Annotated in this window: 18 protein-coding genes; 10 read left to right on the top strand and 8 right to left on the bottom strand. The window is 65.6% G+C overall.

The window, feature by feature from the left end:
* Nucleotides 1–14: 14 nt before the first annotated feature.
* The 4 genes from ATE70_RS24745 to ATE70_RS08600 form a co-directional block, all read right to left on the bottom strand.
* Nucleotides 15–164 carry a hypothetical protein gene (locus ATE70_RS24745; RefSeq protein WP_156419591.1) on the bottom strand — a complete coding sequence of 50 codons (150 nt, stop codon included), beginning with the start codon at nucleotides 162–164 and terminating at the stop codon, nucleotides 15–17.
* Nucleotides 165–268: 104 nt separating this feature from the next.
* The gene (locus tag ATE70_RS08610; RefSeq protein ID WP_058537818.1) at nucleotides 269–829 is read right to left on the bottom strand and encodes an LptA/OstA family protein; all 561 of its coding nucleotides are present in this window, start codon (nucleotides 827–829) and stop codon (nucleotides 269–271) included.
* 14 nt (nucleotides 830–843) lie between these two features.
* A complete protein-coding gene (lptC, locus tag ATE70_RS08605; protein ID WP_058537534.1) occupies nucleotides 844–1,482 on the bottom strand; it encodes an LPS export ABC transporter periplasmic protein LptC in 639 nt (212 codons plus the stop codon).
* Between the two features lie 19 nt (nucleotides 1,483–1,501).
* Entirely contained in the window at nucleotides 1,502–2,119 is a 618-nt protein-coding gene (locus ATE70_RS08600) for a ribonuclease D (RefSeq protein WP_058537533.1), read from the bottom strand.
* Nucleotides 2,120–2,382: 263 nt separating this feature from the next.
* On the opposite strand from ATE70_RS08600, the gene ATE70_RS25645 reads away from it, so the two are divergent.
* Nucleotides 2,383–3,180, top strand: coding sequence for a cold-shock protein (locus ATE70_RS25645; protein ID WP_058537532.1), 798 nt, complete (start codon nucleotides 2,383–2,385; stop codon nucleotides 3,178–3,180).
* A gap of 221 nt (nucleotides 3,181–3,401) precedes the next feature.
* Here ATE70_RS25645 and ATE70_RS08590 read toward each other — a convergent pair whose 3' ends face one another.
* From ATE70_RS08590 to ATE70_RS08575, 4 genes are all read right to left on the bottom strand, one after another.
* Nucleotides 3,402–3,863: a Dps family protein gene (locus ATE70_RS08590; protein WP_058537531.1), complete on the bottom strand. Its 462-nt coding sequence runs from the start codon at nucleotides 3,861–3,863 to the stop codon at nucleotides 3,402–3,404.
* Nucleotides 3,864–3,977: 114 nt separating this feature from the next.
* Nucleotides 3,978–4,544 carry a TMEM165/GDT1 family protein gene (locus ATE70_RS08585; protein ID WP_058537530.1) on the bottom strand — a complete coding sequence of 189 codons (567 nt, stop codon included), beginning with the start codon at nucleotides 4,542–4,544 and terminating at the stop codon, nucleotides 3,978–3,980.
* Nucleotides 4,545–4,575: 31 nt separating this feature from the next.
* Nucleotides 4,576–4,905 carry a hypothetical protein gene (locus ATE70_RS08580; RefSeq protein ID WP_058537529.1) on the bottom strand — a complete coding sequence of 110 codons (330 nt, stop codon included), beginning with the start codon at nucleotides 4,903–4,905 and terminating at the stop codon, nucleotides 4,576–4,578.
* A gap of 52 nt (nucleotides 4,906–4,957) precedes the next feature.
* Entirely contained in the window at nucleotides 4,958–5,602 is a 645-nt protein-coding gene (locus tag ATE70_RS08575) for a GGDEF domain-containing protein (protein ID WP_058537528.1), read from the bottom strand.
* Between the two features lie 194 nt (nucleotides 5,603–5,796).
* Here ATE70_RS08575 and purE point away from each other — a divergent pair, with 194 nt between their 5' ends.
* The 9 genes from purE (at nucleotide 5,797) to lspA (ending at nucleotide 15,280) form a co-directional block, all read left to right on the top strand.
* The gene (purE, locus tag ATE70_RS08570; RefSeq protein WP_058537527.1) at nucleotides 5,797–6,294 is read left to right on the top strand and encodes a 5-(carboxyamino)imidazole ribonucleotide mutase; all 498 of its coding nucleotides are present in this window, start codon (nucleotides 5,797–5,799) and stop codon (nucleotides 6,292–6,294) included.
* Between the two features lie 4 nt (nucleotides 6,295–6,298).
* Complete coding sequence (locus ATE70_RS08565) at nucleotides 6,299–7,372, top strand: 5-(carboxyamino)imidazole ribonucleotide synthase (RefSeq protein ID WP_058537526.1); 1,074 nt, start codon at nucleotides 6,299–6,301, stop codon at nucleotides 7,370–7,372.
* Entirely contained in the window at nucleotides 7,369–7,860 is a 492-nt protein-coding gene (locus ATE70_RS08560) for a dihydrofolate reductase (RefSeq protein WP_058537525.1), read from the top strand. The genes ATE70_RS08565 and ATE70_RS08560 overlap by 4 nt, the downstream gene beginning before the upstream one ends.
* 4 nt (nucleotides 7,861–7,864) lie before the next feature.
* Nucleotides 7,865–9,061 carry a dipeptidase gene (locus ATE70_RS08555; protein ID WP_058537524.1) on the top strand — a complete coding sequence of 399 codons (1,197 nt, stop codon included), beginning with the start codon at nucleotides 7,865–7,867 and terminating at the stop codon, nucleotides 9,059–9,061.
* Nucleotides 9,058–9,987 (top strand): bifunctional riboflavin kinase/FAD synthetase, encoded by a 930-nt coding sequence (locus ATE70_RS08550; protein WP_058537523.1) that lies wholly within the window; start codon nucleotides 9,058–9,060, stop codon nucleotides 9,985–9,987. The genes ATE70_RS08555 and ATE70_RS08550 overlap by 4 nt, the downstream gene beginning before the upstream one ends.
* 177 nt (nucleotides 9,988–10,164) lie before the next feature.
* Nucleotides 10,165–11,205 carry a glycerophosphodiester phosphodiesterase family protein gene (locus ATE70_RS08545; protein ID WP_058537522.1) on the top strand — a complete coding sequence of 347 codons (1,041 nt, stop codon included), beginning with the start codon at nucleotides 10,165–10,167 and terminating at the stop codon, nucleotides 11,203–11,205.
* 76 nt (nucleotides 11,206–11,281) lie between these two features.
* Complete coding sequence (locus ATE70_RS08540; RefSeq protein WP_058537521.1) at nucleotides 11,282–11,572, top strand: GIY-YIG nuclease family protein; 291 nt, start codon at nucleotides 11,282–11,284, stop codon at nucleotides 11,570–11,572.
* Between the two features lie 136 nt (nucleotides 11,573–11,708).
* On the top strand, nucleotides 11,709–14,762 hold the full coding sequence (ileS, locus tag ATE70_RS08535) for an isoleucine--tRNA ligase (RefSeq protein ID WP_058537520.1): 3,054 nt from the start codon (nucleotides 11,709–11,711) through the stop codon (nucleotides 14,760–14,762).
* A complete protein-coding gene (gene lspA, locus ATE70_RS08530) occupies nucleotides 14,759–15,280 on the top strand; it encodes a signal peptidase II (protein ID WP_058537519.1) in 522 nt (173 codons plus the stop codon). The genes ileS and lspA overlap by 4 nt, the downstream gene beginning before the upstream one ends.
* Nucleotides 15,281–15,294 lie beyond the last annotated feature (14 nt).

Here is a 15,294-nt window from a genome sequence, read left to right as displayed (position 1 = left end):
TGCGCTAACAACGCTTACCGCGACTCGCGATAGCCCGCGTGACGAATGATGCGGTCGATCAGCCGCCGCTCTTCGGATGTCGGGGTGGGCACGATCACCACAGGGGGTTCCTGGCGGCGGCCGAACAGCGGACGCCGGGGCGGGACGATCGGGGAAAAGCGCATGGGGGCTGCTTTCGACTATGCGGCGTCGCCCCCCGGCTCCGCGGATGATCTGGTCCCGCACCCTTGGTGAAGGCGCGTGGTTGCAGCCCGGTTAAAGGCGTTGGTTACTGCTTTCTTTCCGGTACTGTGAAGGTGCCGGTGACGCGTCCGCCCGTGCCGCCCTGCACCGGGTTGCCGTCGGGACCGCGCGCCGCGCCGCGCCCGTCGACCGTCGCGCGCCCGCTGTTGAGATCGATCACCAGCCGCCCGCCGCGCAGATTGTTTCCGCGCTGGCGCAGTTCGACATTGCCGACCATCGTGATTAGCCGCCGGTCGAGGTCGTAAATGGCGACATTGCCCTTCGCCGTCTCATCGCCTTTCACCACCGTCACGCCGCCAGTAGCGTCGAGCCGGTTGACGTCGGTGCCACCGCTCCGCGTGTAGGCGACGGTCATCCGCGGTGCGGTGACGGTCAGTCCCGCCTGCGTGACGCGGACATTGCCCTCCAGAACGACGCGGTCGGCGCGGTCCTGCACCTCGATGCTGCCCGCGGCGAAATCGACCGGCGCCCCGCTGTTGTGATTGGCGAGCGCCTGCGCTTGCGCGACGTCGCCGCCGCTACCCGATGACAGCAAGGCAAGGCTGGCGAGTGCAAAGCCGGTGCCCGCAAGCGCCACGCTCTTCATTGGCGATACGCGGTTCATTTGAGCACTCCCTGATTGATCCGCAGCCGCGCATTGCCCTGCAGGCGAACGACCCGCTTGTCGAGGTCGGCGAACAGCTGGTTGGCCGAAAAATGGCCGATGTTCAAACTTCCGTTGACGCCGCCCTGCCCGGCGAGACTACGCGTCTTCAAATCGACCGCGACATTGCTCGCATCGATGCGATAGCCATTGGCGCTCTTGACCTGCACCAGCCCGGGCACCGCGACCTTTTCGGTCTCCATATTATAGGCGCTGTCCTTCGCGACGATCGTCGCCGGGCCATCGGTGAGCTTGATCGCCCCCGACAGGTCGGTCATCCGCACGATCGGCTCGGCCGAGCTTTTCTGGACCGCGCTGCCCGCGAGCAGCGCGAACGGCTGCCCCTTCGCATCCTGGCCGCGATATTCGGCGCGCGTCACCTTCATCCGCTCCTTGGCCATCTCGACCTTGTCCTTGGACAAGAGGAAACTGATCTCGGCGCGCTGAGTGAAGGGCGAGAAGACGAGCACCGCCGCGACGACGCCGATGACGAGCGGCAGGCCGTAACGCAGGATGCGCACGACGCGGTCGTGGCTCGACCCGCTCGCCGCCCACATGCGGCGCATCGTGCGGTCAAGATCGGCGCGTTCGGACATGCTCTTGCGAATCGCCTCTTCAGGTGTGCGCGAAAATATCGACCTCGGGCCAACCCGCGAGATCGAGCGCCGCGCGCGTCGGCAGGAAATCGAAGCAGGACTGCGCGAGGCCGGTGCGCCCTTCGCGCGCCAGCCGCATGTCGAGGATCTCCTTCATCGCGTGCAGGAACCGCACATCGCTCGCGGCATAGTCGCGCTGCGCGTCGCTGAGTTCGGCAGCACCCCAGTCGCTCGACTGCTGCTGCTTCGACACTTCCTGTCCCAAGAGTTCGCGCACCAGTTCCTTCAGGCCATGGCGGTCGGTGTAGGTGCGGATCAGCTTCGAGGCGATCTTGGTGCAATAGACGGGCGCGGTGACGACGCCGAGCGCCTGCTGTAGCGCCGCGATGTCGAAGCGCGCAAAATGGAATAATTTCAACCGGTTGGGGTCGGTCAATATCGCCTTCAGTACCGGCGCGTCATAGGTGCTGCCGGGCTTGAAGCGGACCAGATGCTCGTCGCCCGACCCGTCGCTGATCTGGACAAGGCACAGCCGGTCGCGCAGCGGGTTCAGCCCCATGGTCTCGGTATCGATCGCAACCGCGCCCGGACCCAGCACGCCCTCGGGCAAATCTTCTTCGTGGAAATAGACAGTCATAGAGGTCGCCTTAGGCCAAGCGGCCTCGCCGCTCAATGACTGGTTTTCGCGGGCGTAGGCCGCCCGCCGCGGGGCTGCGGCAAAGCGCGCTTTCTGCCAGGGCCGGGACCTGAATTTTCCGTTCGCAGATGGCGTTCATTTAGGCTATATATTGCGCCGTTAGAGGCACGGGGCGAGTCTGTGCCCATGGTGAACTGCGTCCCCGTCCGACGCAAGGCGCTGATCGAATGGGGTATGGACGAACCGAAAGCGACTATTAGACAATGAGTTTCAACAAGGATCGCCGCGGCCAGCGGGGGCGCGGCAAGCGCGATGATTTCGGCAATTTCGACAGCTTCGAACCTGCACCCTATGGCGGCGACAGCTATGGCGGCGGCAATCGCGGTGGTGGCTTCGGCGACCGCGGCGGCTTCGGCGGCGGTGATCGTGGCGGCGGCTTCGGCGGCGGCGACCGCGGCGGCTTCGGCGGCGGCGATCGTGGCGGCGGCGGTGGCTTCGGCGGCGGACGTGGCGGCGGCATGCCCGCGCAGGTCGTCGGCGAAGGCAATGGCACGGTGAAATTCTTCAACGCATCGAAGGGCTTCGGTTTCGTCGCCCGCGACGATGGCGGCGAAGACGTGTTCGTCCATATCAGCGCAGTCGAACAGGCCGGGCTTCAGGGTCTCGCTTCGGGCCAGCCGCTCGGCTTCACGCTCGTCGAACGCAATGGCAAGGTTTCGGCCATCGATCTCAAGATCGAAGGCGAGCCGATGCCGGTCGAGGAATTCGCTCCGCGTGCACGCGAAGATCGCGGCGCACCCGGCGGCGCCCCGGGCGGTGCCCGCGGCCGTCGTCAGCTGACCGGTGAACGCACCTCGGGCACCGTCAAATTCTTCAACACGACGAAGGGCTTCGGCTTTATCGCGCGCGACGACGGACAGGCCGATGCCTTTGTCCACATCAGCGCGGTCCAGCGCGCCGGCATGGCGGGCCTCGACGAAGGCGACCGCGTCGCGTTCGACATCGAAGTCGACGACCGCGGCAAGTTCGCCGCGGTGAACATCCAGCCGCATCAGGACTGATCGGTCGGACAGAAAACGAAAAGGGCGGCTCTCGGGCCGCCCTTTTTTGTTTGCCATGAGGGACCCGCCGCTTTCGAGCGACAAGCGGCCTTCTCATTCATCGTCACCCCGGACTTGATCCGGGGTCCCGCTTGCGACCGAAGCCAGTCGATACTCAAAAAGCGGGATCCCGGGTCAAGCCCGGGATGACGAATGGGGCACGTCTAATCTGGCTTGCGCCATCAATAGCCCAGCGTTGCTTCCAGAAACCAGATCCGCTGCTGCGCCTCGTCGGCCCAGCCGTCGACCAGCCCGCTCGTCGCGATATCGCCGTCGGCCTCAGCCGCGGCCTTCACCGCCTTGAGCTGACCGAGCAGGAACTTGTTGTCGCCGGCCAGCGTGCGGATCATCACCTCGGCATCCGAACCCGCGCTGTCATCATCGCGGATCGACGCGCGGCGGCTGACGTCGCCGATCGAGCGCAAGGTCGGCGCGCCATTTTTGCGCACGCGCTCGGCGATCAGGTCGGTCGTCGCGAAAATCTGCGCCGCCTGCTCGTCGAACAGCAGGTGCAGTTCGCGAAAGCGCGGGCCCTGGACGTGCCAGTGATAGTTTTTGGTCTTCAGATAGAGCGCGAAACTGTCGGCGAGCAGCGCGTTGAGCGCATCCGCGACGGCGGGGGCATTGTCATTTTTGTCGGACATGGGAGCATCCTTTCTGTTGTCCCGCCGATATAGCGAAGCGGGGCACAGGTTTCCCATTGAAGCTTTGGGTGAGCTTGATCGACAAAAACGATGAAACCGAGCCAACCGGACGTATCAGCCGATCAATCCGAACGCCCCCAGCGCGGTCCGCAGCCCCCAGAGGATCAGGATCGCGGCCGCGGCCCAACGCAGGTTCCGCGCCGCGCGCCGCTCGGCGAGCGCTGGGCCAAAGGCGAGAAAAGGCAGCATCGCCAGCGTCCAGCCGACCAGCCCGCCGGCGGCCGCCCATTGCCCCGCGCCGCTCGTCGCCGCGAGCGCGCCGATCAGGAAATGGCTGCGGTCGCCGAACTGGCTTGCGAGCATCCGGCCGGCAAGCATGACCGGCGACGCATCGTCGGCGCCCGCATCGAACGCAGGTTTCATCCGCCACAGCAATGCGGCGGCCGCCGAGAGCATTGCGAGCGCGACGAGCAGAGCGGCAACCCCCTGCCCGATCATCCCGTTGGCGATCGCGCCGGCGACCGCGGCGATGACCGCGTTGACGATGAAAGCGGCAAAAGCGATGACGACCGTGACGCGCCGGTCGCTGCGCGCGCTCACCAGCCGCGACAGCGCGATCCCGCTGCGCCCGTCGGCATTGGCGAGCAGCACCGCCACCAGCCCAAGCATGATTGCATCCATCGATTAAGTCTGAATCGTCAGGCGTTTGGCGTCAATGACCCAAACGCACCGCAACCGACGCCAGCCACGCTTCCTGCACGGCGGACGGCAGCGGCCCTTGCGGCACCGCCGCCGCATCGCTCATCGCGTCGAGATAGGTCAGGATCGCGGCGCGATAACCGCCCCCCGCGACCGCCGATTCGAGCCGGCTCGCCAGCGTCTCGACCGCGGCAAAGCCGTGGTCGCGCGCGAGGCAGCGGATGTCGTCGATCCCCTGCACGATCTGCGCGAGCGCACGGTGCGGCAGCGCTTCAGCGAGCGCGCCGATCTGTCCGGTAATCCGGTTCTGGATGTCGAGATATGGGTCGGTCTGGTTTCGCATCTCACCCCCCTGTCGTCATGGGATACGATGCGCTTTTTTGGTTAACGCGCGGTTAGCGGTGGCCGGGCAGCCCGCCCAGCCCCTGCTTGCTGCGATACATATCGCGGTCCGCGGCGGCCAAAATGTCCGATTCGGTCATCCCCGTCTGCAGCATCGCGACCCCAAAGCACGCCGACAGCGCAATCTCGTGCCCGTCATATTCGGCGGGCGCTGCGGTGAGCACGTCGCAGAGCCGGTTGACCTGCACGCGCGCGCCGTCCTCGCTCGACTGGTCGAGGATCAGTCCGAATTCGTCGCCGCCGATGCGCGCCGCGACATCGGTCGCGCGGATCGAGCCCGCGAGCCGCTTGGCGATCTCCAGCAGCGCGAAATCGCCCGCGGCGTGGCCGAAATTGTCGTTGATATATTTGAGCTGGTTGACGTCGATAAAGACGACCGCGGCGCGTTCGGCGTGCCGCTCGAACCGCGCCATGCGGTGGTGAATCGCGGTCAGGAAATAGCGGCGATTGAACAAGGGCGTCAGCGTATCGCGCTCGGACACGCGTTCGAGCTCGGCGACGGCGATCTTCAACACGCGGTTCTCGCGGCGCAATGCATCGCGTTCCCGGCGTATTTCACGCAGCTGGTCCTCGATGGAGTCTACGGCGACGGTGCCGAACTGGTCGACCGCGATCCGTGCCCCCCCTACGCTATCCATTCAACGTCCCCGAACCCAACCCACGATCCCCGGCCGAATGCCGCGAGATATTGAGCGGCAACCCTAGTCCCGACTTGATACCAATCGGTAAACGCGATGGCATCAATCGCGCGGCGTTGCCCGCGCGCAAAGCAGTCGCTAGGGGGGATCGGCGGCGATTCACACGCGATGAAGCCGGGGCAGGAGGGATTGAAATGGGCGAAACCGCCCCGCAAGTCGGCGTCATCATGGGCAGCCAGTCGGACTGGCCGACGATGGCGCACGCGGTCCAGATCCTCGAAGAGTTCGGCATCGCGCACGAGGTGCAGATCGTTTCCGCGCACCGCACCCCCGACCGCCTTGTAAACTATGCCAAAAGCGCGGCGGACCGCGGCCTTGCTGCGATCATTGCGGGCGCCGGCGGCGCCGCGCATCTGCCCGGCATGGTCGCGTCGATGACGCGCGTGCCCGTGCTCGGCGTCCCCGTCCAGTCGGCGGCATTGAGCGGCGTCGACAGCCTCTATTCGATCGTCCAGATGCCCGGCGGCATTCCCGTCGCGACCTTTGCGATCGGCAAGGCAGGCGCGACCAACGCCGGCCTCTTCGCCGCCGCGCTGCTCGCGAATAATGATGCCAATCTGGCACAAAAACTCGACGCCTGGCGCGAGGCGCAGACGAACAGCGTCGCCCCCACCCCCGTGCGCGAGGGCTGATCGCTTGCTGCCACCCGGTTCGACGATCGGCATTCTCGGCGGCGGCCAGCTCGGCCGCATGCTCGCCGTTGCGGCGGCGCAGCTCGGCTACAAGATCCATATCTATGCCCCCGACGCGACAAGCGTCGCCGCCGAAGTCACCGCGCATCACAGCCAGGCCGCGTGGGACGACGAGCCGCGCCTCGCCGCTTTCGCCGCGGCGTGCGACGTCGTCACCTATGAATTCGAAAATGTACCCGTCGACACGGTGCGCTTTCTCTCGGGCCATGTCGCGGTGCACCCCGGCGCCGCCGGGCTTGAAATCGCACAGGACCGGCTGACCGAAAAGAATTTCGTCGCCGGGCTCGGCGGCCGCCCCGCGCCTTTCGCCGCGGTGCCCGACCGCCCATCGCTCGATGCCGCACTCGAACAGATCGGCGCACCCGCGATCCTGAAGACCGTGCGCATGGGCTATGACGGCAAGGGGCAGGCGCGCATCATGACCGCGGCCGACGCCGACGCCGCCTGGGACGGCATCGGCCGCCACGCGGCCGTGCTCGAAGGCTTCGTCGACTTCGACCATGAATTTTCGGTGCTGCTCGTGCGCGGCATCGACGGCGAGGTCCACTTCTGGGACTCGCCCGTCAATGTCCACGAAGGCGGCATCCTCGCGACCTCGACGCTGCCGCCGCCGCAAGCCGTGCTCGACCAGCAGGACGAAGCGCGCGCGCTGATGGCAAAGATCGCCGAAACCCTCGACTATGTCGGCGTCCTCACCGGCGAGTTTTTCGCTACCGCCGACGGCCCCGTCTTCAACGAAATGGCGCCGCGCGTCCACAACAGCGGCCATTGGACGATCGAGGGCGCGGTGGTCAGCCAGTTCGAAAATCACATCCGTGCCGTCGCCGGCCTGCCGCTCGGCAGCACCGCCACCGCGGCGCTGCCGGTCGTAATGCACAATCTGATCGGCGGCGGGATCGAGACGGTGCCCGACCTGCTCACCGACCCCGCCTGCCATGTCCATCATTATGGCAAGGCCGAGGTCCGCGACGGCCGCAAGCTCGGCCATGCAACCTGGGTTGGAACTTCTCCCACATGAATCATCCCGAAATCACGCTGATCCTCGCGCGCGCATCGAACGGCGTGATCGGCGCGAATGGCAAGATGCCCTGGCACCTGCCCGCCGACCTTCGCCGCTTCAAGCAGGTCACGATGGGCCGCCCGATGATCATGGGGCGCAAGACCTTCGACAGCCTGCCCGCCATCCTCGAGGGCCGCCGCCACATCGTCCTCACCCGCGATCTCGAATGGCAGGACGAGGGCGCCGAGCCCGTGGCAACGATCGAGGAAGCGCTAAAGCTCGCCAACGCGCCACATGTGATGGTGATCGGCGGCGCCGAAATCTATCGCCTCTTCCTCCCCCTCGCCGACCGCATCGAGCTGACCGAAGTCGCGCTCGAGCCCAAGGGCGACGCCGTGATCGACTATCCCGCCGCCGCCGACTGGAAAGAATCTGCTCGCGAGGATCACCCGGCCGACGACGCCGGCCGCCCGGCGTACAGCTTCGTCACGCTGACAAGGAAATAGGCCCATGCTTCGCTGGCTGATCGGCATATTGCTCGTTGTCGCGGTCGCCGCGGTCGCCTTCTTCGCCCTCGCCCCCGGCATGCTCGAGCGCGGGATGAACCAGATCGACGGCAAGCCGCTGCCGACGGTCAGCGAACGCGCGAAGGCACTGCACCGGACGCTGACGATCGTCGACCTCCACAGCGATACCTTGCTGTGGAAGCGCGATCTCCTCGACCGCGCCGACCGCGGCCATATGGACCTGCCGCGGCTCGAGGACGGCAACGTCGCGCTGCAGCTGCTCGCGAGCACGACCAAGTCGCCCAAGGGCCAGAATTACGACGCAAACAGCGCCGAAACCGACAATATCACCAGCCTCGTGATCGCGCAGCTTCAGCCGGTGCGGACATGGAACTCGCTGCTCGAACGCTCGCTCTGGCACGCCGAAAAGCTCCACCGCGCGGTCGCTGCATCGAGCGGCAAGCTGCGCGCGGTCACCACGCCGGAAAATCTCGACGCCCTGCTCGCCGAACGCCGCGGTAGGGTGCCGCCGGTCGGCGCGATGCTCAGCATCGAGGGGCTGCACGGCCTCGAAGGCAAGCTCGCGAACCTCGACAAGCTCTACGCCGCCGGCTTTCGCATGGCCGGCCTCACCCATTTCTTCGACAATGACCTCGCGGGATCGATGCACGGCCTCAAAAAGGGCGGGCTCACCCCGATCGGACGGCAGGTCGTCGAGGCGATGGAAGCGAAGGGCATGATCGTCGACATCGCCCATTGCTCGAACGCCTGTGTCGCCGACATTTTGAAGATCGCGGGGCGCCCGGTCGTGTCGAGCCATGGCGGGGTGCAGGCGACGTGCAAGGTCAACCGCAACCTCAGCGACGAGCAGATCAAGGGCGTTGCCGCGACCGGCGGGCTGATCGGCATCGGCTATTGGGACGCCGCGGTGTGCGACACCTCGCCCGCGAGCATCGCGAAGGCGATGAAGCATGTCCGCGACCTCGTCGGCATTAGCCACGTCGCGCTTGGCAGCGACTATGATGGCGCGACGACGGTGCGGTTCGACACGTCGAAACTCGTCCAGGTGACGCAGGCGCTGATCGACGCGGGTTTCAGCGACGACGAAATCCGCGCCGCGATGGGCGGCAATGCGATCCGCGTGCTCAAGGCGGGGCTCGTGCCCCTGACGCCGCCCCTTTCCATTACAGCGGCCCCATGATCCGCCTCGACGGCCACCACCGCATCGACGCCCCCCTGCGCGACGGGGTGATCGCGCTCGGCAATTTCGACGGCTTCCACGCCGGGCATCAGGCGGTCGTCGGCCGCGCGGTGCGCCACGCGCGCGACGAGGGCCGCCCCGCGATCGTCGCGACCTTCGATCCGCATCCGGTGCGCTTCTTCAAACCCGACGTCCCGCCCTTCCGCCTGACCACGCTCGACCAAAGGCAGGAATTGTTCGCCGCCGCGGGCGCCGACGCGATGCTCGTCCTGCCGTTCGATGCTACGCTCGCCGCGACGACCGCCGAGGATTTCATCACCGAGCTGCTGCTCGATCGCTACGGCGCCGCGGGGGTCGTGACCGGCGCTGATTTCGTCTTCGGCAAGGGCCGCGGCGGCAATGTCGTGACGCTCGCCGACCACGCCCGCCGCCTCGGCTTCTTCACCGAAATGGTCGCGCCCGTCGACGACGCCGAGGAAGTCGTCTCGTCGAGCCGCATCCGCGAGGCGCTGCAGGCGGGCGACTGCGCCGCCGCGACGCGCCTCCTCACCCGCCCCTTCAACGTGCGCAATGTCGTCCAGCACGGTGACAAGAACGGCCGCCTGCTCGGCTTCCCGACCGCGAACCTCGAAATGGGGCAGTATCTGCGCCCGCGTTACGGCATCTACGCCGTCACCGGAAAACTCCCCGACGGTCGCATCCTCAAGGGCGCCGCAAACCTCGGCATCCGCCCGAGCTTCGACCCGCCCAAGGAGCTGCTCGAACCGCATTTCTTCGACTTCGCCGAAGACCTCTACGGGCAGGAAATCGACGTCGCCTTCCACGCCTTCATCCGGCCGGAAGCGAAGTTCGACAGCATGGACACGCTGATGGCGCAAATCGCGGCGGATTGCGACGAGGCGAAGCGGTTGCTGGCGGAAATTTGACCCCTCTCCCCTTGCGGGAGAGGGTTGTGCAGCCTTGGCAGCTTGCTGCCTAGGCGCAGCTGGGAGAGGGGGCAGCGTCCTATCGATAAGGCAGCCCCCTCTCCCGTTGCGACTAGCGAGCAAGCTCGCAAGTCTCACGCCCTCTCCCGCAAGGGGAGAGGGAATCAGGGGGGAATAATGACCAACAGCGACGATTGGGCGACCGCGCTCGAAGGCCCGACCAAAAAGCCGATGAAGCGGCGCACAAAGATCTTGCTCTGGGTCTTCGCGCTTGTCGTCGCCTGGTTCACCCTCAGCAATGCCAGCTTCCTCGCCCCCGACGCGCAAGGCAAACGCGTGCTGATCGCGCATCGCGGCGTATCGCAGCTGTTCGATCACAGCGGCGTCACCGACGAGACGTGCACCGCAGCGCGCATCCGCGCGCCCGAGCATGACTATATCGAAAACAGCCTGCCCTCGATGAAGGCGGCGATCGGCCGCGACGCGGGCATGGTCAAATTCGACGTCGCGGCCACGAAGGACGGGCAGGTCGCGGTCTTTCACGACTGGACGCTCGATTGCCGCACCGACGGCAAGGGCGAGATCCGCGACCACACGATGGCCGAATTGAAGGCGCTCGATATCGGCTATGGCTATACAGCCGACGGCGGCCGGACCTTCCCTCTGCGCGGCAAGGGCGTCGGCCTAATGCCCAGCCTCGACGAAGTGCTCGCCGCGCTCGGCCACGCATCGCTGCTCATCAACTTCAAGTCGCGCGATCCGAAGGAGGCCGAACTCGTCCTCGCCGCCTTCGCGCGCGCCGGCATCGACCCCGACGATCCGCGCTTCGGCTTTTTCGGCAACGCGCGCCTGATGGACGTGATCCGCGCCAATGCGCCCAAGGCGTGGACGATGGACCCCGACGCGGCCAAGCGCTGCACGACCGATTATATCAAATATGGCTGGTCGGGCTGGTATCCGCCAAGCTGCGCCGGGGGCACGATCATGGTGCCGCTGAACTATCAATGGGCCTATTGGGGCTGGCCCGACCGCCTGCAGGACCGCGCGGAAAAGCATGGCACGCGCGTCCTCCTCACCGGCCCGCGCGGCGACGAAAAGGGCGGCATGGGGCTGTCCGAGGTCGGTCAACTGACCAAGGTGCCCGCCAGCTTCACCGGCTATGTGTGGATCGACGACATCTATAATCTCGGCCCCGCGCTGCGTCCGCGGCAGAAATAGGCTGGCCTAGGAGATTGCTCCAGTGCGGACGAAGGTGATCCCCGGCGCAAGCCGGGGCCCAGTATAACCCCACGCCATGAAGCAAGGCTGGATTTACATTCTCACCAACAAGCGCAACGGAACGCTCTACATCGGCGTGACCAGGGACCTCCCGCATCGCATTGGGCAGCATCGCGAAGGAAAGGTCGGCGGTTTCACGCAGAAATATGGCCTCAAGATGCTCGTCTGGTACCAGCATTTCGAGAATCTCCACGACGCCCGCCGGCGCGAGGTCCAGATGAAAGAATGGAAACGCGCGTGGAAGATCGAGCTGATAGAGGCGGCAAACCCCGAATGGCGCGATCTCTATTTCGAGCTTCTGCGCTAGCTTTCTGGGCCCCGGCTTTCGCCGGGGTTCACAAATTGCCAGCCCTCCCGTGAACCCCGGCGAAAGCCGGGGCCCCGTGCGCCATGCGCAATCGTGAAGGTTTGCTCCCACGCGAATCTGCGCTAAGCGGCCGCCCATGACCGAGAGCACGCCCGCCGCCGAACAGCGCGACTACCGCGACACCGTCTTCCTGCCCAAGACCGACTTCCCGATGAAGGCCGGTCTGCCGCAGAAGGAGCCGCAGATTCTCGCCAAATGGATCGAGGCGGGTCTTGAGGGGCAGATTCGCGAAAGCCGCAAGGGCCGCGACCAGTTCATCCTCCACGACGGCCCGCCCTACGCCAATGGCGACATGCATATCGGCCATGCGCTCAACCATATCCTGAAAGACATGGTCGTCCGCACCCAGACGCTGAAGGGCAAGGACGCGCCCTACGTCCCCGGCTGGGACTGCCACGGCCTGCCGATCGAGTGGAAGGTCGAGGAGCAGTATCGCAAGAAGAAGCTCAACAAGGACGAGGTTCCCGTCGAGGAGTTCCGCGCCGAATGCCGCGCCTATGCGCAGCATTGGGTCGACACCCAGCGCGAGCAATTGAAGCGCCTCGGCATCGGCGGCGACTGGGACCATCCGTATCTGACGATGGATTATGAGGCCGAAGCCACGATCGTCCGCGAGCTGCTCAAATTCGCCGCCAACGACATGCTCTATCGCGGCGCGAAGCCGGTGATGTGGTCGCCGGTCGAAAAGACCGCGCTCGCCGAGGCCGAGATCGAATATGAGGATATCGTCTCGACCCAGATCGATGTCGCGTTCGAGATCGTCGAGAGCCCGATCAAGGAACTGGTCGGCGCGCATGCGGTGATCTGGACGACGACGCCGTGGACGATCCCGGTCAACCAGGCTTTGGCCTATGGGCCGGAGGTCGAATATTCGCATGTTCAGTGGGAGTGGATCGATGCCGGGCGGGTAATCCGCGTTTTGGTCGCATCAGATCTTTTGGAAACGTTTCGTTCGCGGCTCGACCCCGAGCAGAGCCTCGATCATCCGGACATCGAAGACGTTTTGGGCGTTTACAAAGGCTCCGACCTCGCCGGCACCATCGCCCGCCACCCGATGCACGCGCTCGGCGGCTTCTTCGCGCGCCCGCGCCCCTTCCTCGCGGGCGATTTCGTTACCACCGACAGCGGCACCGGCCTTGTCCATATGTCGCCCGACCATGGCGAGGACGACTTCGACCTGTGCAAGGCGAACGGCATCGACCCCGTGTTCGCGGTCGAGGGCGACGGCAAATATCGCGAAGACTGGGGCTGGCTCGGCGGTCAGGGCAGCGTCATCAACGCGAAGTTCAATGCCCCCGACGGCCCGATCTGCACCGACTTGCGCGAAGCCGGCGCGCTGCTCGCGGCCTCGGCCGACTACAAGCACAGCTACCCGCACAGCTGGCGCTCGAAAGCCAAGGTCATCTATCGCTGCACCCCGCAATGGTTCGTGCCGATGGACCGGGTGATGACGCATATCGAGCCCAAGACCCCGCGCGAAAAGCGCTGGGAGAATGAGGGCGGCGCGATCAACCCGCATGAGGAGGATCTCTGCGACGCCCCGACCTTGCGGCAGGCGGCGATGCAGGCGATCGACGACACGCGCTTCGTCCCCGCCAAGGGCCGCAACCGCATCGGTAGCATGGTCGAGGGCCGCCCCGACTGGGTGCTCAGCCGCCAGCGCGCATGGGGCGTGCCGATCACGCTCTTCGTCGACCGCAAGACCGGCCAGTATCTCAACGACCCGCAAGTAAACGATCGTATCGTCGCGGCGGTCCGCGAGGGCGGCGTCGACGCGTGGAACGACGCGCGCGCGCAGGAATATCTCGGCGATGCGTACAACGCCGCCGATTATGAGCGCATCGTCGACATTCTCGACGTCTGGTTCGATTCGGGCTGCACCCACGTCTTCGTGCTCGAAAGCGGCCGCTGGCCCGCGCTCGTCCGCCACGACGGCGGCACGCACAGCGCCGACCTCTATCTGGAGGGCAGCGACCAGCATCGTGGCTGGTTCCAGTCGTCGCTGCTCGAAAGCTGCGGCACGCGCGGACAGGCGCCGTACAAGGCGGTGCTGACGCACGGCTTCACGATGGACAGCAAGGGCTTCAAACAGTCGAAGTCGCTCGGCAACACGACCGATCCCGTCAAGGTGATGGAAACCAACGGCGCCGACATCATCCGCCTGTGGGCGCTGAGCGTCGACTTCACCGAGGACCATCGCATCGGTGACGAGATCCTAAAGGGCGTCGCCGACCAGTATCGCAAGCTGCGCAACACTTTCCGCTACCTGCTCGGCGCGCTCGACGGGTTCAGCGAGGAGGAACGTATCACCGACGTTTCGGCGATGCCCGAGCTTGAGCGTTACATGCTCAGCCTGCTCGCCGACCTCGACGCGAAGATGCATCGGGCGGTCGATGATTTCGACTTCAACGGCTACACGCGCCTGCTCGCCGATTTCTGCAACGAGGATCTGTCGGCCTTCTATTTCGACATCCGCAAGGACGTCCTCTACTGCGACCTCGGCCCCGCAACGCCGCTCGGCACCGACACGCGCCGCGCCTACCGTAGCGTGCTCGACACGCTGTTCCACGCGCTCGTCCGCTATGCGACCCCGGTGCTGGTGTTCACCGCCGAGGAAGTGTGGGGCACGCGCTATCCCGAGGCCAGTTCGGTCCATCTGCTGGAGTGGCCCAACCTCGAAACCCTCCTCCGTCATCCCCGCGAAGGCGGGGATCCCGCTTCTTCCGGCACCGACGCTGAGCGGGATTCCCGCCTTCGAGGGAATGACGAGTTGGTGAAGCGCTGGGATCGGTTGCGCGAAGTTCGTTCGCAGGTCACCGAAGCGATCGAACCCTATCGCCGCGAGAAGACGGTTCGCTCCTCGCTGGAAGCCGAAATTTCGGTTCGCACCAAAGATGCAGCCTTGGCCGAGGTTCTCGCCAGCTTGGACGCCGAGAAACTCGCCGAACTCCTCATTGTATCGGCGGCAAGCGCGACCGGGTTCACCGACGATACAGTTGCAGACATCACAATGGTGGACGTGACCCCCACCGAAAACAACAAATGCGGCCGCTGCTGGCGCCACCTGCCCGAGGTCGAGGCCGACGGCAGCTTGTGCAATCGCTGCGACACGGTATTGACCGCGGCATGAGCAGCTCACGTTCGCCCCACCTGCGCTTCGGCCTGATCTTTGCCGCGGCCGCCTTCATCCTCGACCAGATCACCAAATGGGTCGTCACCGTCCCGCTGTCGCTGGAACCGAAGGGACAGATCGAGCTCGCGAGCTTCTTCAACCTGACCTGGGCCGAAAATTGCGGCATTTCGCTGTCGATGTTCGCCAGCTGCACCGATACGACGCGCTGGACGCTCGTCGCGGTGACGGGACTCGTCGCCGCCGCGGTCGCCTTCTGGATGACGCGCGAACAGGCGAAGGGCGACGTGATCGCGCTCGCGATGATCCTCGGCGGCGCGCTCGGCAATATCGTCGACCGCGTCCGCTTCGGCTATGTCGTCGACTTCGCCGACCTGCATTTCGGCGATTTTCGCCCCTTCATGATCTTCAACGTCGCCGATGCGTGCATCACGCTCGGTGTGCTTTTGCTGGTTGCGCGCGCGCTGCTCTTGGGCGAAAAGGCCCCAGCCGCTGACGGTCAGCCGTCCGCCGAATAAACGGGGCGCATAGG

It is taken from the genome of Sphingopyxis sp. H053 (assembly GCF_001468225.1).
In the GTDB taxonomy this organism is placed as follows: Bacteria; Pseudomonadota; Alphaproteobacteria; order Sphingomonadales; family Sphingomonadaceae; genus Sphingopyxis.
This window is presented reverse-complemented; position numbering and strand designations above follow the sequence as displayed.